This window comes from Paenibacillus marinisediminis, from assembly GCF_054343325.1.
Map to the genome: position 1 here is coordinate 352,889 of NZ_JBTGUH010000004.1, position 16,303 is coordinate 369,191.

At 46.9% G+C, this 16,303-nt stretch carries 16 protein-coding genes, 16 tRNA genes and 1 rRNA gene; 4 read left to right on the forward strand and 29 right to left on the reverse strand.

From position 1 onward, the window contains the following. A complete protein-coding gene (sspI, locus tag ACXX53_RS12805; RefSeq protein ID WP_458569034.1) occupies positions 1-234 on the forward strand; it encodes a small acid-soluble spore protein SspI in 234 nt (77 codons plus the stop codon). 64 nt (positions 235-298) lie between these two features. On the opposite strand, the gene ACXX53_RS12810 is transcribed toward sspI, so the two are convergent. From ACXX53_RS12810 to ACXX53_RS12830, 5 genes are all read right to left on the reverse strand, one after another. Next, positions 299-1,693 carry an MATE family efflux transporter gene (locus ACXX53_RS12810; protein ID WP_458569070.1) on the reverse strand — a complete coding sequence of 465 codons (1,395 nt, stop codon included), beginning with the start codon at positions 1,691-1,693 and terminating at the stop codon, positions 299-301. A gap of 208 nt (positions 1,694-1,901) precedes the next feature. Continuing rightward, complete coding sequence (locus tag ACXX53_RS12815) at positions 1,902-3,488, reverse strand: peptide chain release factor 3 (protein WP_458569035.1); 1,587 nt, start codon at positions 3,486-3,488, stop codon at positions 1,902-1,904. Positions 3,489-3,547: 59 nt separating this feature from the next. Beyond that, positions 3,548-4,021, reverse strand: a complete 474-nt coding sequence (locus ACXX53_RS12820) for a hypothetical protein (protein ID WP_458569036.1) — start codon at positions 4,019-4,021, stop codon at positions 3,548-3,550. A 213-nt stretch (positions 4,022-4,234) separates the two neighbouring features. Then, positions 4,235-5,776 carry a glucose-6-phosphate dehydrogenase gene (gene zwf / locus ACXX53_RS12825; RefSeq protein ID WP_458569037.1) on the reverse strand — a complete coding sequence of 514 codons (1,542 nt, stop codon included), beginning with the start codon at positions 5,774-5,776 and terminating at the stop codon, positions 4,235-4,237. Positions 5,777-5,889: 113 nt separating this feature from the next. After that, positions 5,890-6,684, reverse strand: a complete 795-nt coding sequence (locus tag ACXX53_RS12830) for a YwmB family TATA-box binding protein (protein WP_458569038.1) — start codon at positions 6,682-6,684, stop codon at positions 5,890-5,892. A gap of 158 nt (positions 6,685-6,842) precedes the next feature. Between ACXX53_RS12830 and ACXX53_RS12835 the strand changes: the two genes are divergently transcribed. Continuing rightward, on the forward strand, positions 6,843-7,181 hold the full coding sequence (locus ACXX53_RS12835; RefSeq protein WP_458569039.1) for a hypothetical protein: 339 nt from the start codon (positions 6,843-6,845) through the stop codon (positions 7,179-7,181). 91 nt (positions 7,182-7,272) lie between these two features. Here ACXX53_RS12835 and ACXX53_RS12840 read toward each other — a convergent pair whose 3' ends face one another. The 7 genes from ACXX53_RS12840 to ACXX53_RS12870 all read right to left on the reverse strand — a co-directional run bounded on the left by ACXX53_RS12840 (position 7,273) and on the right by ACXX53_RS12870 (position 12,002). Beyond that, the gene (locus ACXX53_RS12840) at positions 7,273-7,941 is read right to left on the reverse strand and encodes a response regulator transcription factor (protein WP_458569071.1); all 669 of its coding nucleotides are present in this window, start codon (positions 7,939-7,941) and stop codon (positions 7,273-7,275) included. Next, complete coding sequence (locus ACXX53_RS12845) at positions 7,907-9,016, reverse strand: histidine kinase (protein WP_458569040.1); 1,110 nt, start codon at positions 9,014-9,016, stop codon at positions 7,907-7,909. Before ACXX53_RS12845 ends, ACXX53_RS12840 begins: the two co-directional genes overlap by 35 nt. 17 nt (positions 9,017-9,033) lie before the next feature. Beyond that, on the reverse strand, positions 9,034-9,675 hold the full coding sequence (gene liaF / locus ACXX53_RS12850; protein WP_458569041.1) for a cell wall-active antibiotics response protein LiaF: 642 nt from the start codon (positions 9,673-9,675) through the stop codon (positions 9,034-9,036). 143 nt (positions 9,676-9,818) lie between these two features. Beyond that, on the reverse strand, positions 9,819-10,496 hold the full coding sequence (locus tag ACXX53_RS12855) for a PspA/IM30 family protein (protein ID WP_458569042.1): 678 nt from the start codon (positions 10,494-10,496) through the stop codon (positions 9,819-9,821). A 4-nt stretch (positions 10,497-10,500) separates the two neighbouring features. Then, positions 10,501-10,977 carry a PspC domain-containing protein gene (locus tag ACXX53_RS12860; RefSeq protein WP_458569043.1) on the reverse strand — a complete coding sequence of 159 codons (477 nt, stop codon included), beginning with the start codon at positions 10,975-10,977 and terminating at the stop codon, positions 10,501-10,503. An 8-nt stretch (positions 10,978-10,985) separates the two neighbouring features. Beyond that, positions 10,986-11,660, reverse strand: coding sequence for a PspA/IM30 family protein (locus ACXX53_RS12865; RefSeq protein WP_458569044.1), 675 nt, complete (start codon positions 11,658-11,660; stop codon positions 10,986-10,988). Between the two features lie 36 nt (positions 11,661-11,696). Continuing rightward, positions 11,697-12,002 carry a LiaF transmembrane domain-containing protein gene (locus ACXX53_RS12870; RefSeq protein ID WP_458569045.1) on the reverse strand — a complete coding sequence of 102 codons (306 nt, stop codon included), beginning with the start codon at positions 12,000-12,002 and terminating at the stop codon, positions 11,697-11,699. Positions 12,003-12,258: 256 nt separating this feature from the next. Here ACXX53_RS12870 and ACXX53_RS12875 point away from each other — a divergent pair, with 256 nt between their 5' ends. After that, positions 12,259-12,789: a protease gene (locus ACXX53_RS12875; protein WP_458569046.1), complete on the forward strand. Its 531-nt coding sequence runs from the start codon at positions 12,259-12,261 to the stop codon at positions 12,787-12,789. A gap of 125 nt (positions 12,790-12,914) precedes the next feature. Next, entirely contained in the window at positions 12,915-14,423 is a 1,509-nt protein-coding gene (locus tag ACXX53_RS12880) for an SPFH domain-containing protein (RefSeq protein WP_458569047.1), read from the forward strand. A 176-nt stretch (positions 14,424-14,599) separates the two neighbouring features. Here the strand turns inward: ACXX53_RS12880 and ACXX53_RS12885 are convergent. The 17 genes from ACXX53_RS12885 to ACXX53_RS12965 form a co-directional block, all read right to left on the reverse strand. Next, positions 14,600-14,681: transfer RNA gene (locus ACXX53_RS12885), tRNA-Leu, on the reverse strand. Between the two features lie 15 nt (positions 14,682-14,696). Continuing rightward, positions 14,697-14,773, reverse strand: a tRNA-Arg gene (locus ACXX53_RS12890). Positions 14,774-14,794: 21 nt separating this feature from the next. Next, positions 14,795-14,869, reverse strand: a tRNA-Cys gene (locus ACXX53_RS12895). 4 nt (positions 14,870-14,873) lie between these two features. Continuing rightward, positions 14,874-14,948: transfer RNA gene (locus ACXX53_RS12900), tRNA-Gly, on the reverse strand. Between the two features lie 3 nt (positions 14,949-14,951). Beyond that, positions 14,952-15,026 (reverse strand) — tRNA-Gln (locus ACXX53_RS12905). 8 nt (positions 15,027-15,034) lie between these two features. Further along, positions 15,035-15,110 (reverse strand) — tRNA-His (locus tag ACXX53_RS12910). 37 nt (positions 15,111-15,147) lie between these two features. After that, positions 15,148-15,221 (reverse strand) — tRNA-Trp (locus tag ACXX53_RS12915). 4 nt (positions 15,222-15,225) lie between these two features. Next, positions 15,226-15,310 (reverse strand) — tRNA-Tyr (locus tag ACXX53_RS12920). A gap of 9 nt (positions 15,311-15,319) precedes the next feature. After that, positions 15,320-15,395 (reverse strand) — tRNA-Thr (locus ACXX53_RS12925). A 12-nt stretch (positions 15,396-15,407) separates the two neighbouring features. Next, positions 15,408-15,483 (reverse strand) — tRNA-Phe (locus ACXX53_RS12930). Positions 15,484-15,528: 45 nt separating this feature from the next. Beyond that, positions 15,529-15,605: transfer RNA gene (locus ACXX53_RS12935), tRNA-Asp, on the reverse strand. A gap of 10 nt (positions 15,606-15,615) precedes the next feature. Then, positions 15,616-15,692: transfer RNA gene (locus ACXX53_RS12940), tRNA-Met, on the reverse strand. Positions 15,693-15,704: 12 nt separating this feature from the next. Next, positions 15,705-15,780, reverse strand: a tRNA-Val gene (locus ACXX53_RS12945). Positions 15,781-15,874: 94 nt separating this feature from the next. Further along, positions 15,875-15,949 (reverse strand) — tRNA-Glu (locus ACXX53_RS12950). Positions 15,950-15,953: 4 nt separating this feature from the next. After that, a tRNA-Ser gene (locus ACXX53_RS12955) sits at positions 15,954-16,046 on the reverse strand. 3 nt (positions 16,047-16,049) lie between these two features. Continuing rightward, positions 16,050-16,125: transfer RNA gene (locus tag ACXX53_RS12960), tRNA-Asn, on the reverse strand. A 68-nt stretch (positions 16,126-16,193) separates the two neighbouring features. Beyond that, positions 16,194-16,303: ribosomal RNA gene (locus ACXX53_RS12965) — 23S ribosomal RNA — on the reverse strand; the annotation flags it as partial.

Genomic DNA, 16,303 nt, shown 5'->3' on the forward strand with positions numbered 1-16,303 from the left:
ATGGGCGTATTACTTAATTTGCGACAAGCCGTCATACAGAAAGTATCTAACAAATCCGATGAAGACATACGTGAAATGATTGTTGGTTCTATCGATGGAGAAGAGGCTGCACTTCCAGGTCTGGGTGTATTATTCGAGCTGATCTGGAAGAACAGCGATGCAGAACAGCAACAGCAATATATTGAAATGGTACAGAAGCAGCTTACAGCAAAAGCACAGTCACCCACTTCATAATCGAAGCATACAGAAAGACGCGGAGCACATAACTCCGCGTCTGACCTATTGTTCAATCGATCCATTATATTAATTGATGCTTATGCCACTTGTCACCCTTGAAGCGGTACAGAAAGATCGATCCTCGCACAGCCCATTCTGCAATCATAGCCACCCACACGCCAATAATACCGAAGCCTAACGTTATGCCTAAGACATACCCAACAATAACTCTAAACAGCCACATCGTCATTAGGGATACAATAGAGGTAAATTTCGAGTCCCCTGCAGCACGCAGGGCTGACGGCGTAATAAAGCTGATGGACCATAGAAACGGCTGAGCAAGTCCAGTCATTAACGTAATGATGAAGATGGTCGATATGATCTCTTCAGGCGGAGAGAACAATCGCACGATGAACGGAAACATCGGGAACAGTATAACCCCAGCTGCTACAAACGAAAGCGACGACAGCCCCAAAAATGACTTAATGAATTTCCTCGCATCCTTCACATTTCGCTGTCCGATACACTGACCGACTACAGTGATTACGGCCAAGCTCAACGCATTCGCGCCAATCTGGAACACCAGCGTTATCGAATTCCCGATCGCATTAACCGTCAACGCCATCGTGCCCAGTTGGACGATGAACGTCTGCGTTAACAGTTTGCCGCCGTTGAAGAACATTTGTTCAGCAGCAAACGGAATGCCGATAAACATAATCTTCCTCTGGAGCTGCTTGTCGATCTTGAGCGCGTTTTTGATCTGAAAGCGAAGCGAATGATTGTACTTCAACAGGTAAACGATAGCACAGATCATGCCCAACAATCGAGACGTCAGCATCGAAATGATAAGACCGGTCACGCCCATATCCAACAGTGTAATAAACACAATATTCAAGATCAGATAGGTCAGATTCAAGATTAACGAGAGCCCTAAACATGCCTTCGTATCTGCAACGCCTCGGAGCACCCCGCTCACTGCTTGAAATATCGCAATAAACGGATACGATATACAGCTGCCAATTAGAAACATGTTCGCCAATCCCAATACTTCTCCATCCGCTTGACCAAACAGCAAGTTCAATATAGGCGTATGCAGGATAATGACGAGCGTACTTATAATCACAGATATTACGGCAACTGCTGATATCGCCTGTGCAGCAGCATTAGACACCATTTTCTGATTACCGCTGCCTTTGTACTGTGCGACGATGACGGTCCCGCCTGTAGCAATAGCAATGAATACATTGATCAAAAATATATTCAACGAGTCCACCATACTAACTGCGCTAACTGCAGCCACACCGGATGAGCTAATCATGGCGGTATTAAGCAGGCTCATAATAATGATGAAGGCCTGGTCCACCAGCAGCGGCATGATGATGGCAATAATCTGTTTGTAATCAATGGAATCGCCTGTAAAATACTTTTCGAGCAGCGATACGGTTTTCTTTTTTATAGAGGCGGATACGGTTTGCAGCACATCATCACATCTTTATAAGTATTCCATACCATCGATATGGTTTCTTCCGAATTAATTAAATATCAAATATTGAACTATGTATATGAGACCTGTCATACGCAACAAAACCGACTGCGGCAGCATCGCAACGTCTCTATCCTGATCATTGCAGTGGCTGCCGTAGTCGGCTGTATTATTAATAACTATTGATTGGTTGCCTATAGGCTTATGGTGCTGTCTCTAAAAACTTCACTTCCGGCATTTTCCCCATCGCAGTGCGCATCGCATATTCATTTTCAAACAGTGCGACGAAGTTACCGTTCTTATCCTTCACCAGCTGCGAGTTGATACGGAACTTGGAAGGATCGATATCCGGACCAACAACCCAGCGTGCGAATTGGAACGACAAGCGCTGCAGCAGCACATCAACGCCGTATTCCGCCTTCATGCGGTGTTCGAACACTTCGAATTGGAGCTGACCAACAACACCCAGAATCGTTTCATCAAATACACCCGCATTGTGGAATACCTGAATCGTACCTTCCTCTGTAAGCTGGTCTACACCCTTCTGATACTGCTTATGCTTAAGAGCATTCTTCACGGTTACACGCGCGAATATTTCTGGCGAGAACGTCGGCAATTCATCAAAGTGCACTTCCATCCCTTGGCTCAAGCTGTCTCCGATACGGAATATGCCTGGATCGAATAAGCCGATAATATCGCCTGGGAATGCCTCATCCACGATATCACGGTCTTGCGCTAGAAACTGCTGCGGCTGTGCCAGTTTAATTTCCTTGCCCGCACGTACATGTCGAACACTCATTCCGCGCTCAAACTTCCCGGAGCATATACGCAGGAACGCGATGCGGTCACGGTGGGCAGGATTCATATTCGCTTGAATCTTGAACACATAGCCTGAGAATTTCTCGTCCGTCGGCTCGATAACACCTTCCGTCGCCTGACGTGAAGCTGGTTTAGGAGCTAGCTGAAGGAAGTTCTCCAGGAAAGTCTGCAGCCCGAAGTTGTTGATCGCCGATCCGAAAAATACTGGCGTCAGCTCGCCGCGCTTTACTTTTTCATAATCGAACTCATCACCGGCTACATCCAGCAGTTCAAGCTCTTCGCACAGCTGATCGTGCAAATAATCGCCCGCCATCTTGCGAATCTCCGGATCATGATAATCTTCTACCTTCTGTACCTTGATCGTCGAGTGGTCATCTCCTTGGAAGAGCTCCACTTGATTCTTCATGCGGTCGTATACGCCGCACAGCTCTCGGCCCATACCGATCGGCCAGTTCATCGGCACCGAACGGATACCGAGCACTTGCTCGATCTCTTCCATCAGGTCAAATGGACTCCGACCTTCTCGATCGAGCTTATTGATGAACGTAAAGATCGGAATGCCGCGCTTCGCGCATACTTGGAACAGCTTAATCGTCTGCGCCTCAACACCCTTGGCTACGTCAATCAACATGACAGCAGCATCCGCCGCTGTTAACGTCCGGTACGTATCTTCACTGAAGTCTTGGTGACCTGGCGTATCCAAAATATTAATGCGATGCCCGTTATAATCAAACTGCATCACGGAAGACGTTACGGAGATTCCCCGCTGCTTCTCAATTTCCATCCAGTCACTTGTTGCGTGCTTGCTAGCCTTTCTCGCCTTTACCGATCCGGCAAGTCGAATGGCTCCTCCGAATAACAGCAGCTTCTCTGTAAGCGTCGTCTTACCAGCATCCGGGTGAGAAATGATCGCGAACGTGCGGCGCTTATCGACCTCTGCAACTAATTGGTCTGTTAACGATTTGCTCATGATATTAATCCTCTCATCTCAAAATCACATAAGGTCAATTGTAACACAATTGAGGATCGTCATAAACGGGTATTTGCGTCGAATATAGCACGCATCACGAGCGACACAGCTTGCTTATCCGAACCACCTTCAGCCGCATTCTCAACAACTACCCAGTTGCTCGCAACCGTCTGTTTCAATAACGTGATATCTGGGTCGCTTAACAGCATTCCATCCATACGTCCTTCGTCTGAGGTATAATCTTCACCATCTGTGAAGCTGAATCGTTCTTTCAGCCATCTCTTTAAGCCGTATACCGTGTTAAATGTCATCTGGTAGCCTTCTTGAACAGCCTTCTTTAGATCTTCGCCATGTTCCTGCGCGTAGCTGACCCAATCCGCATAATGAAAGTACTCATCATCTGCTTCTTGAAGGGTCGTCATATCATTATGTTCAATCCACTCAAGCAGTTGTTTATCACTATGACCTAAGCGTCTTGCATGTTCTAGATATACCGAGCTATTTTGCGAAAGTCGTACACGTGTCATCATCATCTATCCTTCCTCATCACAATTGCATGTCAATCCCATCTAATCAGCAGTATACCACAACTATAGGAATCACATGTTCACTCCTGTCATAACACCCTCACATGGACAATCCGAAGCCCCTCTGATTGACCCCATATGATAAAGAGGCTGCTCCACTACTATGGAACAGCCTCATATATAGCAAGCATATAGAACGATCAGAACTGCGTCATACGCTTATTTCCAAACAACAGTATCCTCTTCTTGACCGTTTACCGGCCACCAATGGAATCCATCCTTCTCGAGCAGCTCGTTCGCACGCTCTGGTCCCCATGACCCAGCAGGGTACATATTCAGATCTTCACTGCTATCACGCCATACCTCTGCGATCTTGTCCACGAATGACCAAGCCGCCGATACTTCATCCCAGCGTGTAAAGTATGTAGAATCACCGCGCGCCGCATCAAAGATCAAGCGTTCATACGCTTCCGGAGTATTGATACCGATTAAACAGCTCTGGCAGAAGTCCATAGCAAGTGGTTGAATTCCGCCTTCTGACCCTGGCGTCTTGCCGTTGATTCGCACATAGATCCCTTCACTAGGGTTAACTCGAATAACGAGCAGATTCGGTTCAAGCTTATGCTTCTGTCCTAGATATACATTAGAAGGCATGTTCTTGAATTCAACGACCACTTCTGTCGTCTTAACTGGCAGACGCTTGCCTGTACGAATGTAGAACGGAACACCTGCCCAGCGGAAATTATCCACGAATACGCGAGCCGCAAAGTACGTTTCCGTTACAGAAGCCGGGTTCACCTTGTCTTCTTCACGGTAGCCTGGAAGCTCTTTGCCATTAGCTGCGCCGGCTGCGTATTGACCACGCACTACATGATCATATACTTCCTCTTTGGTCTGGAATTGACGCAATGAACGAAGCACCTTTACCTTCTCATCACGAATATCTTCTGGGTGCAGACGGCTAGGCGGCTCCATCGCAATCATTGTCAGCATCTGCAGCATATGGTTCTGTGCCATATCGCGTAAAGCGCCCGCTTGATCGTAGTAGCCCCCGCGTTCTTCTACACCTACTGTTTCCGATAATGAAATCTGGATGTTCGCGATATGCTTATTGTTCCACAAAGGCTCGAAGAATGCATTCGCGAATCGAATCACTTCAATATTCTGAACCATCTCTTTACCGAGATAATGGTCAATACGATAAATCTGCTCTTCATCAAATACAGAACGGAGTTCTTTATTTAATTTCTTCGCAGACTCCAAGTCGTAACCGAATGGCTTCTCAATAACTAGACGAGTCCAGCCTGGTGTTTCCAACATGCCGCCCTCACGCAAGTTATGTGATACACTGCCAAACAGTTCAGGAGCCAGCGCCATATAGAACAATCGATTGCCAGGAATGTTAAACTCTCTTTCGATCTGTTCCGTTTGCAGCTTGAGCTCACGGAATCCATCAACATTATTGATGTCGAGGGGTTTATATTCAAAATGCTTCGCAAATTGATGCCACTCATGATCATCTTGAATCTTATAACGACAGAACTCATTAATCGACGCTTGAACATCATTACGGAATTCATCGTTATTCCGAGGACGACGCGCCAAACCAATGACAGCAAAACGTTCGCCGAGCTTTCCTTCACGGTATAAACTATAGATCGCTGGGAATAGCTTACGCCGCGCTAAATCACCAGTAGCGCCAAATATAAAAAAGATGGCACCATCGGCCTGTATGGTATCTTGATTTTGCATAACAGTCATCTCTCTCCATCATCTCTAGGTTTTCGGTAATATACCACATTTCTTTATTTCGAATTTGATGACATTTTAGCATAAAACAGAGCGACTTTCCATCTTTGCCGTCAAAATGGATACTAGTATTCACCCGCAATGAGGGGTGTGCCGAATGAGATCCGCGTCTTATGCAAGTCGGTATTCTCATGAACCGCCACCTGCAAATTAGCCCGCTTCCCGCTCAGCATGACCCCGTCACCCATATAGTCTGTATCAAACGATACGCTGATCGTTCGAGCATCCTCATAGCGATCAAGCGGTACTGCCTGGCCCCACTCCTTTACAGCCGCCTCCACTCGTTTCCATGCCTCTAAGCGGTCAGCATCAACCTCGGTCTGCACGGTAGCATTCCAGCTAGACACATAGCCAGCATCGTAAAGAGCTGATTCCAGTCTCTCCACTTCTCCAGCGGCTTGGCGCAGCCCTCCTTCTTCCTGACCTTTCACCGTTATGACATAGTAACCGAGTCCTGTACGCTCATGAAAGAGCAGGACGTCTGCCGTCAGGCCTAACATGCGATAGGAGGCTCGATATACTTCTCTTCCACGCTCCTGAACGGTTTGCAGCGGCACATGTATAGCAGCGGCTTCATACCAGCGTTCACGCTCAGACTTCCAAGCTTCTTCATCAGCAGGGAAATTCCCCTGCAGCATCACTTGAGTATGAAGCCTGCTTCCTTTCGTCAGATCAGCTAGTACCCGGAGCATGTTAACATGCTCCGACAAGTCCTCTTGCTTCTTCTCCATATAAACACTCTCAGCAGGGTTTGTTCCATTCACAGTTGCCCATCCACCGATACATGCCAGCATGATCAGGCATAAGCCGGCTGATAATGCTCCCTTATTCCATTGCAGCATCACGTCTTCTTCCCCCATTCATTTCAATAGGTTCCAAGCTCTACGTATTATGCCGGCTACATCCTGATGAAAATTTAGGCCCTTCCTTAATGTCCTACAGTAGGTTTCTGACTATACACTCCCGCCCCACGGCGAATACACTGCTGTCAGATATATTCTGAGAAGGAGGTATTCCCATGATTAATATCCCCTTGCATGAAGATTACATTTCACAATGTTTCGGAAACGATGTTTGCGTCGTCATGATGGATGGTACAAGACATTACGGAACTTTGAGCGCGTTCCAAAACGGAAGATTGTTTCTCAATGGTGGAGAAAAGAAATCTGTACAGCAAGAATCAAGTGCTCCTAACTCTTCAAAGAAGAAAAAAGGCAAGCGTTCGAAGAAGACTTCAGCAGCGAAATCCATATCCCCATCTGAACCAGAACATATTGAAGATACATCCGACGATTCTTTATACGGCTCGCCAATCGGATTGGATCTGAATCAAGTCGATTTACTCCTTCTGTACTAAATTTAATTATCCTGCTTCCCCGCTACAACTTCCCCTTAAACGACACAACCCGGCAAACTGTGCGATCAGTTGCCGGGTTGTCGTTTCTTGTTTATTCACTTAATCCGTTCTTATAAGCATATATCGCCGCTTGAGTGCGATCTTCCACACCAAGCTTAGCCAATATATTGGTGACATGAAACTTGACTGTCTTAATACCGATAAACAGATCGTCCGCGATATCTTGATTCGATTTGCCTTGAGCCAACAGCCGCAGCACATCCATCTCACGTTCTGTCAATTGCTCATGCGCCGCCTGTGCTGGCTTAGGCTGTCTGAAGCGATTCATCATCTTAGAGGCAACCTGTGACTCCAATACCGATTGTCCTCTTGCAGCAGCTCGGATCGCATCGGCAATCTCTGTCGCGCGCGATGTTTTCAACAGATAGCTGAACGCCCCCGCTTCAATGACCGGATACATCTTCTCATCATCCAAGTAACTGGTCAGTACGATGACTTTGCAGTCCGGATACAATTGCAACAGCTTGCGCGTTGACTCGATACCGTCCATACCATCCATGACCAGATCCATCAATACGACATCCGGCTTATACGCCTGTGCAAGTCGGATACCATCTTCTCCATTGCTTGCTTCTCCAATCACCTCGATACCATCCTCTGTGCTCAGCACAGCAGCCAAACCGATACGCACCATCTCGTGATCATCGACGAGCAGCACCTTTATCTCATTTTCCATCTCCAGACTCAGATCCATCTCCATTGATCCCATCTCCAACCTCATCCTCCCCCCACATCGAATCATTTTTCACTAGCGGTACCCGGATTTCGATACGTGTTCCTTTATCAGGCGCAGTAATGATCTGAATAGAGCCTCCAATTTCATTTACGCGCTCTTGCATTGTACGCAGACCATAACTGGCCTGCTTCTGAACATCCCAGTTAAAGCCAACACCATTATCTCGAATCATAAGCCGCACCGAATCATTACGGTTCTGAAGCTTAATCTCCATTCGTTCCGCCTTCGAATGGCGAAGTGCATTGGACAGCGCTTCTTGTACGATACGGAACAAGTGGTTCTCTACGCCCTTCAATAGATGAATCTCCTCATCTACCTCACAATGAATCTCAATCGGAACTTTGGTTTGCAGCTCTTGCACAAGTTCACGCAAGCCTTGTACCAGCCCCTTGCCTTCCAGATGAACTGGTCGCAGATGCAGCAGCAATGCTCTCATCTCAGACTGCGCGACAGAGGCCATCTCTTCAATCAGCTCGACCTGCCGTTCAGCTCGATCAAAGTCGCGCCCCAACGTTCGCTTTACAGCTGTAGCTGTCATCGATATCGCAAATAGCTGCTGGCTAACCGCATCGTGCAGTTCTCGCGCCAATCGTTGCCGCTCTTCAATGATCGCGGTTACACGCGCTTGCTCCGCTAATTGTGCATTGTTAGTAGACAAGCGCTGCAGGGAAGTTACTTGCTCTTCCCAACGCTTGCTTACTCGCTCCAATTGTTCAGCAAGCTGCCCGAGCTCATCATCGCCGATATCCGGCATCGGTCGGGACAGATTTCCCTTCTCTAAGAGCAGCATCGATTCGCGCAAGAGTTCGATTCTACGCTTCATTCGGTAGCCTTGAATGAAGCCGAACAGCAGAGCAATGAAACCGACGACAACAAGTGTCGACAGCGTCGCCCATACACCTTCTCGCCATGTCTCATACGGTTGCACAAATCCTGAAGACTGCAGCATATAGGAAATGGCGAAGAAGAGTACGAATGACAGCAGCATGGACTCTCCAATTGTACGCAACACCATATTCGCAGGTTTCTTCGAATTCATCCGGCTAATCTCCTTTATCAGTGCAGTCTTATATCTATATCTCCTACGAGGTAGGATAAATTCAGGTTTACTCGCTGGTCGGCAGTATCATAATTAGGGGAACGCCACTTCCATTGATTGAAGAAGCCCGTTTCTCGTTCAAGACCAAGATCAATCTGTCCAAATAAAACGGTTGCTTCAATCTCAACTCCTACATCATCTGGAATCATAATATCCATATCTCCCAGCACGCCTTGGAATAGCAGAGACGTTTCCTTCTCTCCAAGAATGGCCAGCGATAAGTCGATATCACTCTCCCCTACGATATGCCATAAGCTCTGTGAGGATAATTGGTACGGTTCGCGATCCCACTTGAGCATGGTTGTGAGGCTGTGCCGCTTCATTACATGCTGCTCCTTCTGAACCTTTTGCGAACGATAATAGAAGAACACTAAGGACAATATGAATAGGCCAATAAACAAAACAAGGTGTTCAAGCAGGATAATCGCTGCGCCGACCCCTATCAAGACATATCCAATCTTACCTTCCGCGTCTTGAACTTTACGAATGCCTAACACGATCATGATCAGCGCGACGATAGTCCCGAAGCTCAGCCATTTGCTAATTAAGATCAATAACCCTATCGCGATTAGTACATAGGCAAGTATTCGGTTATTCATTTCTCGGCCGCACCTCCCTGTCTGTCAACTTTCATAGATGTAAATTCAAGCATTTGATATAGATGCAACAACGGCGATGCTTGTCGCATCGCCGCATGCCTTATTGATAAGGATACCATATTTCGATCGGATTCCCCAATAGTTTATTCCGTTTTGCCAAGCTTTTGCTTCATAGCAGCAAGCTGCTCTTCCACTTTAAGCTGCTTCTCTACATCAACTGGCGGCTGATAAGTTGTCACGCCTGGTGTATAAGGTACACGCATAACTTCTGCTTCTGCTTCCATCTGCATAATCTTCTCTTCCATACGGTGGAAGCCGCGGGATGCGCCGCCGCTTTCAATCGTATGGATCGTGCTGATGGAAGACATTTGTTTGCGAGCTTCAGCCATTTGAGCACGAGCTACCAGTTCATTGCGCTTGTTGCGCAGCTTGTAGAATTCATCCTTCATCGAGTGCATTTGCTGCATCAGCTCTTGAGCTTGTGCATGCGCTTGTGCATGGAGATCGCCATACTCTTGAATCTTTTGATCGAAGTACAATTTCTCTTCCAGCAATTTGCGAGCCATCTCTTCATGTCCTGCAACAATTGCGCGCTCTGCTTGTGCTTCACGCTCAGCACCCATGCGAATTGCTTCATCATAGCGCTGCTTCATGCGGCGCTCATTAGCCATTTGCTTAGCGACTGTAACCTCTGCCTCATGGATTTCAGCCTCCATGTCGCGCAGATATTGGTTCAACATAACGACTGGGTTCTCTACTTTATCAAGCATGTCATGCATCGATGCCTTCGTCATATCTTTAATTCGTTTGAATACTCCCATTTTATTATTCCCCTTTCTCGAGTTTCGCGAGCTTTTCGCGAAGTTGTTGGATTTCATTCTTCATAGCTTTCTTCTCGATATCTTCCATCATGGAATCAATCGAAGAAGTGTGATTGTTCGACTGGTTGTAATCTTTAGAGTAATAATCGCGATTACGGTGCGAATCACGGTCCTGATTATGTCCATTGTAGCTGTTAGGATTATATCCGTTTGAGCTATATCCGTTCGAATTATATCTGTTCGGATCATAATAGCCTTGATTACCGTAATAGTTCATTGGGCCATATGGTGGACGCGGCTCCTTCGGAACTACCAAAGCGATAATGAAGTAAGCTATCAATAGTGTGAAGCCAGAGAAAACGACACCAATGACGAACAAGATCCGAACTAATGTTGCATCAATATTCAACCATTCTGCGATACCGGCACATAAACCGGTAAGCTTAGAATCGCGTGTAGAACGATACAATTTCTTATTCATGCGTTACCTCACTCCTTAGGTCGGTTCAACTTCTGCTTCAAGCGATCCATCTCTTGTTGCAGCTGGGATTCCTTCTCGTAGGAAGAGCGGTAACTTCCTTCGTTCATGCGGCGTACATCTCGTAAACTCTGAGATTCCCACTCCATGTCCGTTACACGGTCGTCTAGTCGTCGGAACATATTGTCTACCTGCTGTCCGCCGTAGAATCCAGCGCGTTCATTCATGCGCTGCTGCAGTCGCAATGTTTGCATACGAGCGATATACATCTGACGCTTGTCATATACCGTCTGGAACTCACTCTTCAGCGTGTTAAGCTGCTCTTCCAATTCGAGAATCGCTTGCTTGCTCTTATCGTACAGTTCTCCGTAGTTCTTAGCCTTATCTTCATGCATTAATTTCTCTTGAAGAGCTAGCTTAGCTGCATATTCTTCGTTCGCTTTAAGGGCAACCATCGCTTGCTGCTCCCGGCGGTCGCGCAATTCAATCGCCTGATTCAATTGCTGCTTCATCTGATTAGCGTGCATCACATACTGCTGATATAAACGCTCTGTTTCGCTAATCTCCTGTTGAGTTCGCATTAGGAACTGATCGATCAAGCGAACAGGATCTTCTGACTTTTCCAGGTGTTCGTTCAATGTAGCCATTGTGATGTCACGAACACGTCTCATAATATTGTTACTCATGCATCAATAACCTCCTTAACCCATCATACATTTCACTCAATAGTAGTATCGGTTACTTCCTTTACGTGTTAGCAGCGATACGCCCCACACAACTAACCCTACCCCGATAATGATTCCGATCAACCAAGAGAACTTGCCGATCAGTGAAATAGCACCTATGATGATGAACAACCATCCGAAGAATGAATTCCCAGCCTTTACACCATAGTAGCCTAGTGCTATAATCGCGATTGGCACAAGATATCCCATCAATCCGCCGAGCAAGAAGCCCATCTTACTCAAAAGGATGAATGCACCTAATCCGATAAGTAGTATTGCCAGTGAATTTCCTTTCCTTTGCATCGTATCGTCACCACCTTTCCATATCGTTTGCTTATGTCTTTATTTTAGGCTGTTTGTCGTTTCATCAAAACAGGCTCCGGACGGTTTTTGTACCTAGACCGAAGTCGGGGAACGAAACAGACCGCAGACAGAACACATCCTAACACTTCACGAAACCAATTGATTCCATGTCACGTATACAATTCCATATAAGCCCATTGCATAGCAAGTCGTCTCGATTGCTTCTCGATGGAGCCTGTCATATCGGAGTGATGCTATGGAAACCTTGTACTGGGGGCTGATTATATTCGGTATCCTCTATGCCTTAATCACCCTCATATTCAACGATGTCATCGAGCATTCTATTGAAGCCATGTTCGGCGAGACTGACCTCCCATTCTTCAACCCAACAGTACTAGTCAGTGGATTAACAACAATCGGCGCAGCCGGCATCCTGATGACTCGATACACGGCCCTTGCCGCAGTCTGGATCATCGCAATAGCGATTCTGATTGCAATCGTAGTTTCTATTGGTGTCTTCTTTCTATATATAAAGCCAATGGAGAATCGAGAGAACTCAGTTGGATACTCTATGAAAGACCTTGAAGGCACTATTGGCGAAGTCAGCATATCTATTCCTGCAAAAGGATACGGAGAAGTAATCATCAGAATTGGGATCGGCAATACGAATCATATAGCCGCATCCTGGGACGGAATTGATATTCCGCAGGACACACGTGTTGTTATAGTAGAAACGAAAGATAACACAGTCTACGTCTCGCCCTTGGAAACTGATGTATTGTCCTGATAAATTTACATCATGGCTGCACACATAATCAATCTTTTCATATGGATGATACGCTATTTGTAAGTATGGTTTTAGCCAGAATGTCTATCGCATTCTGTAACTTTATATGATAGGAGTGTCATGCTATGCCAGATTATTTGGTTATTCCACTCATCGTTGTAGGTGTTATCGTCGTGTTAGGCCTTGCCTTCTGGGCACGGTACAAGACGGTAAGCCCTGATGAGGCCATGATTGTAACGGGTACATATCTAGGTTCGAAAAATGTTTCAACAGACGAATCGGGTCGTAAAATGAAGATCATCCGCGGCGGCGGCGCATTTATCGTACCGATATTCCAGCAATCACAGTTCTTGTCTCTATTGTCGCACAAGCTGGATGTGATGACTCCAGAGGTGTATACCGAACAAGGCGTACCTGTTATGACAGATGCGGTAGCTATTATTAAGATTGGTGGTACTGTGGAGGACATCGCTACAGCCGCTGAGCAATTCCTTGGCAAGCCTACAGAAGGCTTAAAGATGGAAGCTCAAGAAGTATTGGAAGGTCACTTACGTTCAATCCTGGGTTCTATGACCGTCGAGGAAATGTACCGCAACCGAGATCGTTTCGCGCAAGAAGTTCAAGCTATTGCTGCGAAGGATCTGAAGAAGATGGGTTTGCAGATCGTATCCTTTACGATCAAGGATGTACGCGATAAGCATGGATATCTCGACGCTCTCGGTAAACCTCGGATCGCAGCAGTTAAACGTGACGCAGATATCGCTGAGGCTGAAGCAGTCCGTGACTCCCGAATTCAGAAAGCAAAAGCGGAAGAAGAAGGGATGAAGGCGGAATTACTGCGTGATACGAATGTTGCCGAGGCTAGCAAGGATAAAGAACTGAAAGTGGCATCCTTCAAACGAGAACAAGATATGGCTCGAGCAGAAGCTGACCAGGCTTATCATATTCAAGAAGCGCGCTCCAAGCAGAGTGTGGTTGAAGAGCAGATGCGAGTTGAACTGGTTCGTAAGGAACGTGAGATCGACCTCGAAGCAAAAGAAATTCTACGTCGCGAGAAGCAGTACGACTCCGAAGTGAAGAAGAAAGCAGATGCTGAGCGATATGCAGTCGTTCAATCGGCTGAAGCTGAAAAATCACGGAAAGTGCTGGAAGCTGATGCCTTGCAATATCGAATTGAAGCTGAGGCGAAAGCATTGGCTGAGCAGAAGCGTCTCGAAGGCTTTGCGATCGCCGACGCCGATCGCGCTCGTGGTACGGCAGATGCGGATATTATCCGCCTGCGCGGTATTGCGGAAGCGGAAGCGAAGCAGAAGCTTGCTGAAGCATTTAACGCATTCGGTGAGGCTGCGGTTCTTGATATCGTCGTTAAGATGCTTCCAGAGCTCGCAGGTAAGATCGCAGAGCCGCTTAAATCGATTGATAACATAACGGTGGTAGATACCGGCAATGGCGAAGGGGCTAATCGAGTCAGCAATTATGTAACCCAATTGATGGCCACAGCACCTGAGATGATTAAGCAAGTATCCGGTATTGATATTGTCGAGATGATTCAAAGCTTAACCGAATCGAAATCAGAGCCAGTTGAGCCAAAGGCTGTTATTGCTTCGAATACAATAACGCCTCCACAAGAATAAGTTCAAGCACTCATTGTTAATATTGTGCCCCTATTAGATTAGTCATCGACTACTTCTAATGGGGGCATTATTTATGGTTCATAATTGAAATATCAGATATAGCGTAAAATATTCCGAAACAACAAAAAAAGCATCCCATCAGTCGATTTGACTGTGAAATACTTAACTGTAATTAGTGGTGCCGGTGAGAGGACTCGAACCTCCACGGTTTCCCTCACGATTTTGAGTCGCGCGCGTCTGCCATTCCGCCACACCGGCTTATTAATTTGAAGATGGCGTGCCCTAAGAGATTCGAACTCCTGACCTTTTGATTCGTAGTCAAACGCTCTATCCAGCTGAGCTAAGGGCACATGTTTCTATTGTAAAAAATTTGGAGGCGCCACCCAGATTTGAACTGGGGAATAAAGCTTTTGCAGAGCTTTGCCTTACCACTTGGCTATGGCGCCGTACTGGAGCGGACAACGGGATTCGAACCCGCGACCCTCGCCTTGGCAAGGCGATACTCTACCACTGAGCTATGTCCGCAAATGGCTGGGGATATAGGATTCGAACCTATGCATGACGGAGTCAAAGTCCGTTGCCTTACCGCTTGGCTAATCCCCAAGGTTATATGGGGCGATCGATGGGACTTGAACCCACGAGTGCCGGAGCCACAATCCGGTGCGTTAACCCCTTCGCCACGACCGCCATATACCTATAATATTCAATTGAGCCACAATATAATTGGCAGGGGCAGCAGGAATTGAACCCACACTAACGGTTTTGGAGACCGCTGTTCTACCTTTAAACTATGCCCCTATAATGGTGGAGGCTGATGGATTCGAACCACCGAACTCGTAGAGAGCAGATTTACAGTCTGCCGTGTTTAGCCACTTCACTAAGCCTCCGCAAAACTATGGTGCCGGCGAAAGGAGTCGAACCCTCGACCTACTGATTACAAGTCAGCCGCTCTACCAACTGAGCTACACCGGCATAAATCTTATATGGTGGCTCGGGACGGAATCGAACCGCCGACACAAGGATTTTCAGTCCTTTGCTCTACCGACTGAGCTACCGAGCCTTAGGTTATGCAATTGCCATGTTCATTACTCATCAAGAGTAAATATGGCGGAGCTGACGGGATTCGAACCCGCGGTCTCCTGCGTGACAGGCAGGCATGTTAGGCCTCTACACCACAGCTCCACAGATAATTTGGTTGCGGGGGCAGGATTTGAACCTACGACCTTCGGGTTATGAGCCCGACGAGCTACCGAACTGCTCCACCCCGCGAAAGAGTGATTATGGTGGACGCTGACGGGATCGAACCGCCGACCCTCTGCTTGTAAGGCAGATGCTCTCCCAGCTGAGCTAAGCGTCCATATTTTGGTTGTCTCTTTATCAGCGACTATTATATCATATCAATTACCGCTGTTATGTTCAACCCTCAATTGTTTCCATTTGAGTGAAAAATTTGGTGACCCGTAGGGGATTCGAACCCCTGTTACCTCCGTGAAAGGGAGGTGTCTTAACCCCTTGACCAACGGGCCATGCTGGCGGAGAGAGAGGGATTCGAACCCTCGAGACGCTTGTGGCGCCTACACGATTTCCAATCGTGCTCCTTCGACCAAACTCGGACATCTCTCCATATGGCTCCCCGAACAGGACTCGAACCTGTGACAACTCGATTAACAGTCGAGTGCTCTACCAACTGAGCTATCAGGGAACAATAATTATTCAAGGTATATACCCTGAAAACTGAATGCGAAGTTGAAAAGCCTGCTTGAATATCATTAGGATAAGCCCTCGACCGATTAGTATTCGTCAGCTCCACACATTGCTGTGCTTCCACCCCGAACCTATCTACCTCGTCGTCTTCAAGGGGTCTTACCATTGCTGTGGGA

Coding starts and splice junctions, on each gene's coding strand:
- ACXX53_RS12820 (WP_458569036.1), bottom strand. CDS start 4,021: ATGATGATGACACGTGTACGACTTTCGCAAAATAGCTCGGTATATCTA.
- ACXX53_RS12815 (WP_458569035.1), bottom strand. CDS start 3,488: ATGAGCAAATCGTTAACAGACCAATTAGTTGCAGAGGTCGATAAGCGC.
- ACXX53_RS12870 (WP_458569045.1), bottom strand. CDS start 12,002: ATGCAAAGGAAAGGAAATTCACTGGCAATACTACTTATCGGATTAGGT.
- ACXX53_RS12865 (WP_458569044.1), bottom strand. CDS start 11,660: ATGAGTAACAATATTATGAGACGTGTTCGTGACATCACAATGGCTACA.
- ACXX53_RS12880 (WP_458569047.1), top strand. CDS start 12,915: ATGCCAGATTATTTGGTTATTCCACTCATCGTTGTAGGTGTTATCGTC.
- ACXX53_RS12840 (WP_458569071.1), bottom strand. CDS start 7,941: ATGGAGATGGATCTGAGTCTGGAGATGGAAAATGAGATAAAGGTGCTG.
- ACXX53_RS12855 (WP_458569042.1), bottom strand. CDS start 10,496: ATGGGAGTATTCAAACGAATTAAAGATATGACGAAGGCATCGATGCAT.
- ACXX53_RS12830 (WP_458569038.1), bottom strand. CDS start 6,684: ATGGGGGAAGAAGACGTGATGCTGCAATGGAATAAGGGAGCATTATCA.
- zwf (WP_458569037.1), bottom strand. CDS start 5,776: ATGACTGTTATGCAAAATCAAGATACCATACAGGCCGATGGTGCCATC.
- ACXX53_RS12845 (WP_458569040.1), bottom strand. CDS start 9,016: ATGAATTCGAAGAAACCTGCGAATATGGTGTTGCGTACAATTGGAGAG.
- sspI (WP_458569034.1), top strand. CDS start 1: ATGGGCGTATTACTTAATTTGCGACAAGCCGTCATACAGAAAGTATCT.
- ACXX53_RS12835 (WP_458569039.1), top strand. CDS start 6,843: ATGATTAATATCCCCTTGCATGAAGATTACATTTCACAATGTTTCGGA.
- ACXX53_RS12875 (WP_458569046.1), top strand. CDS start 12,259: ATGGAAACCTTGTACTGGGGGCTGATTATATTCGGTATCCTCTATGCC.
- ACXX53_RS12860 (WP_458569043.1), bottom strand. CDS start 10,977: ATGAATAAGAAATTGTATCGTTCTACACGCGATTCTAAGCTTACCGGT.
- liaF (WP_458569041.1), bottom strand. CDS start 9,675: ATGAATAACCGAATACTTGCCTATGTACTAATCGCGATAGGGTTATTG.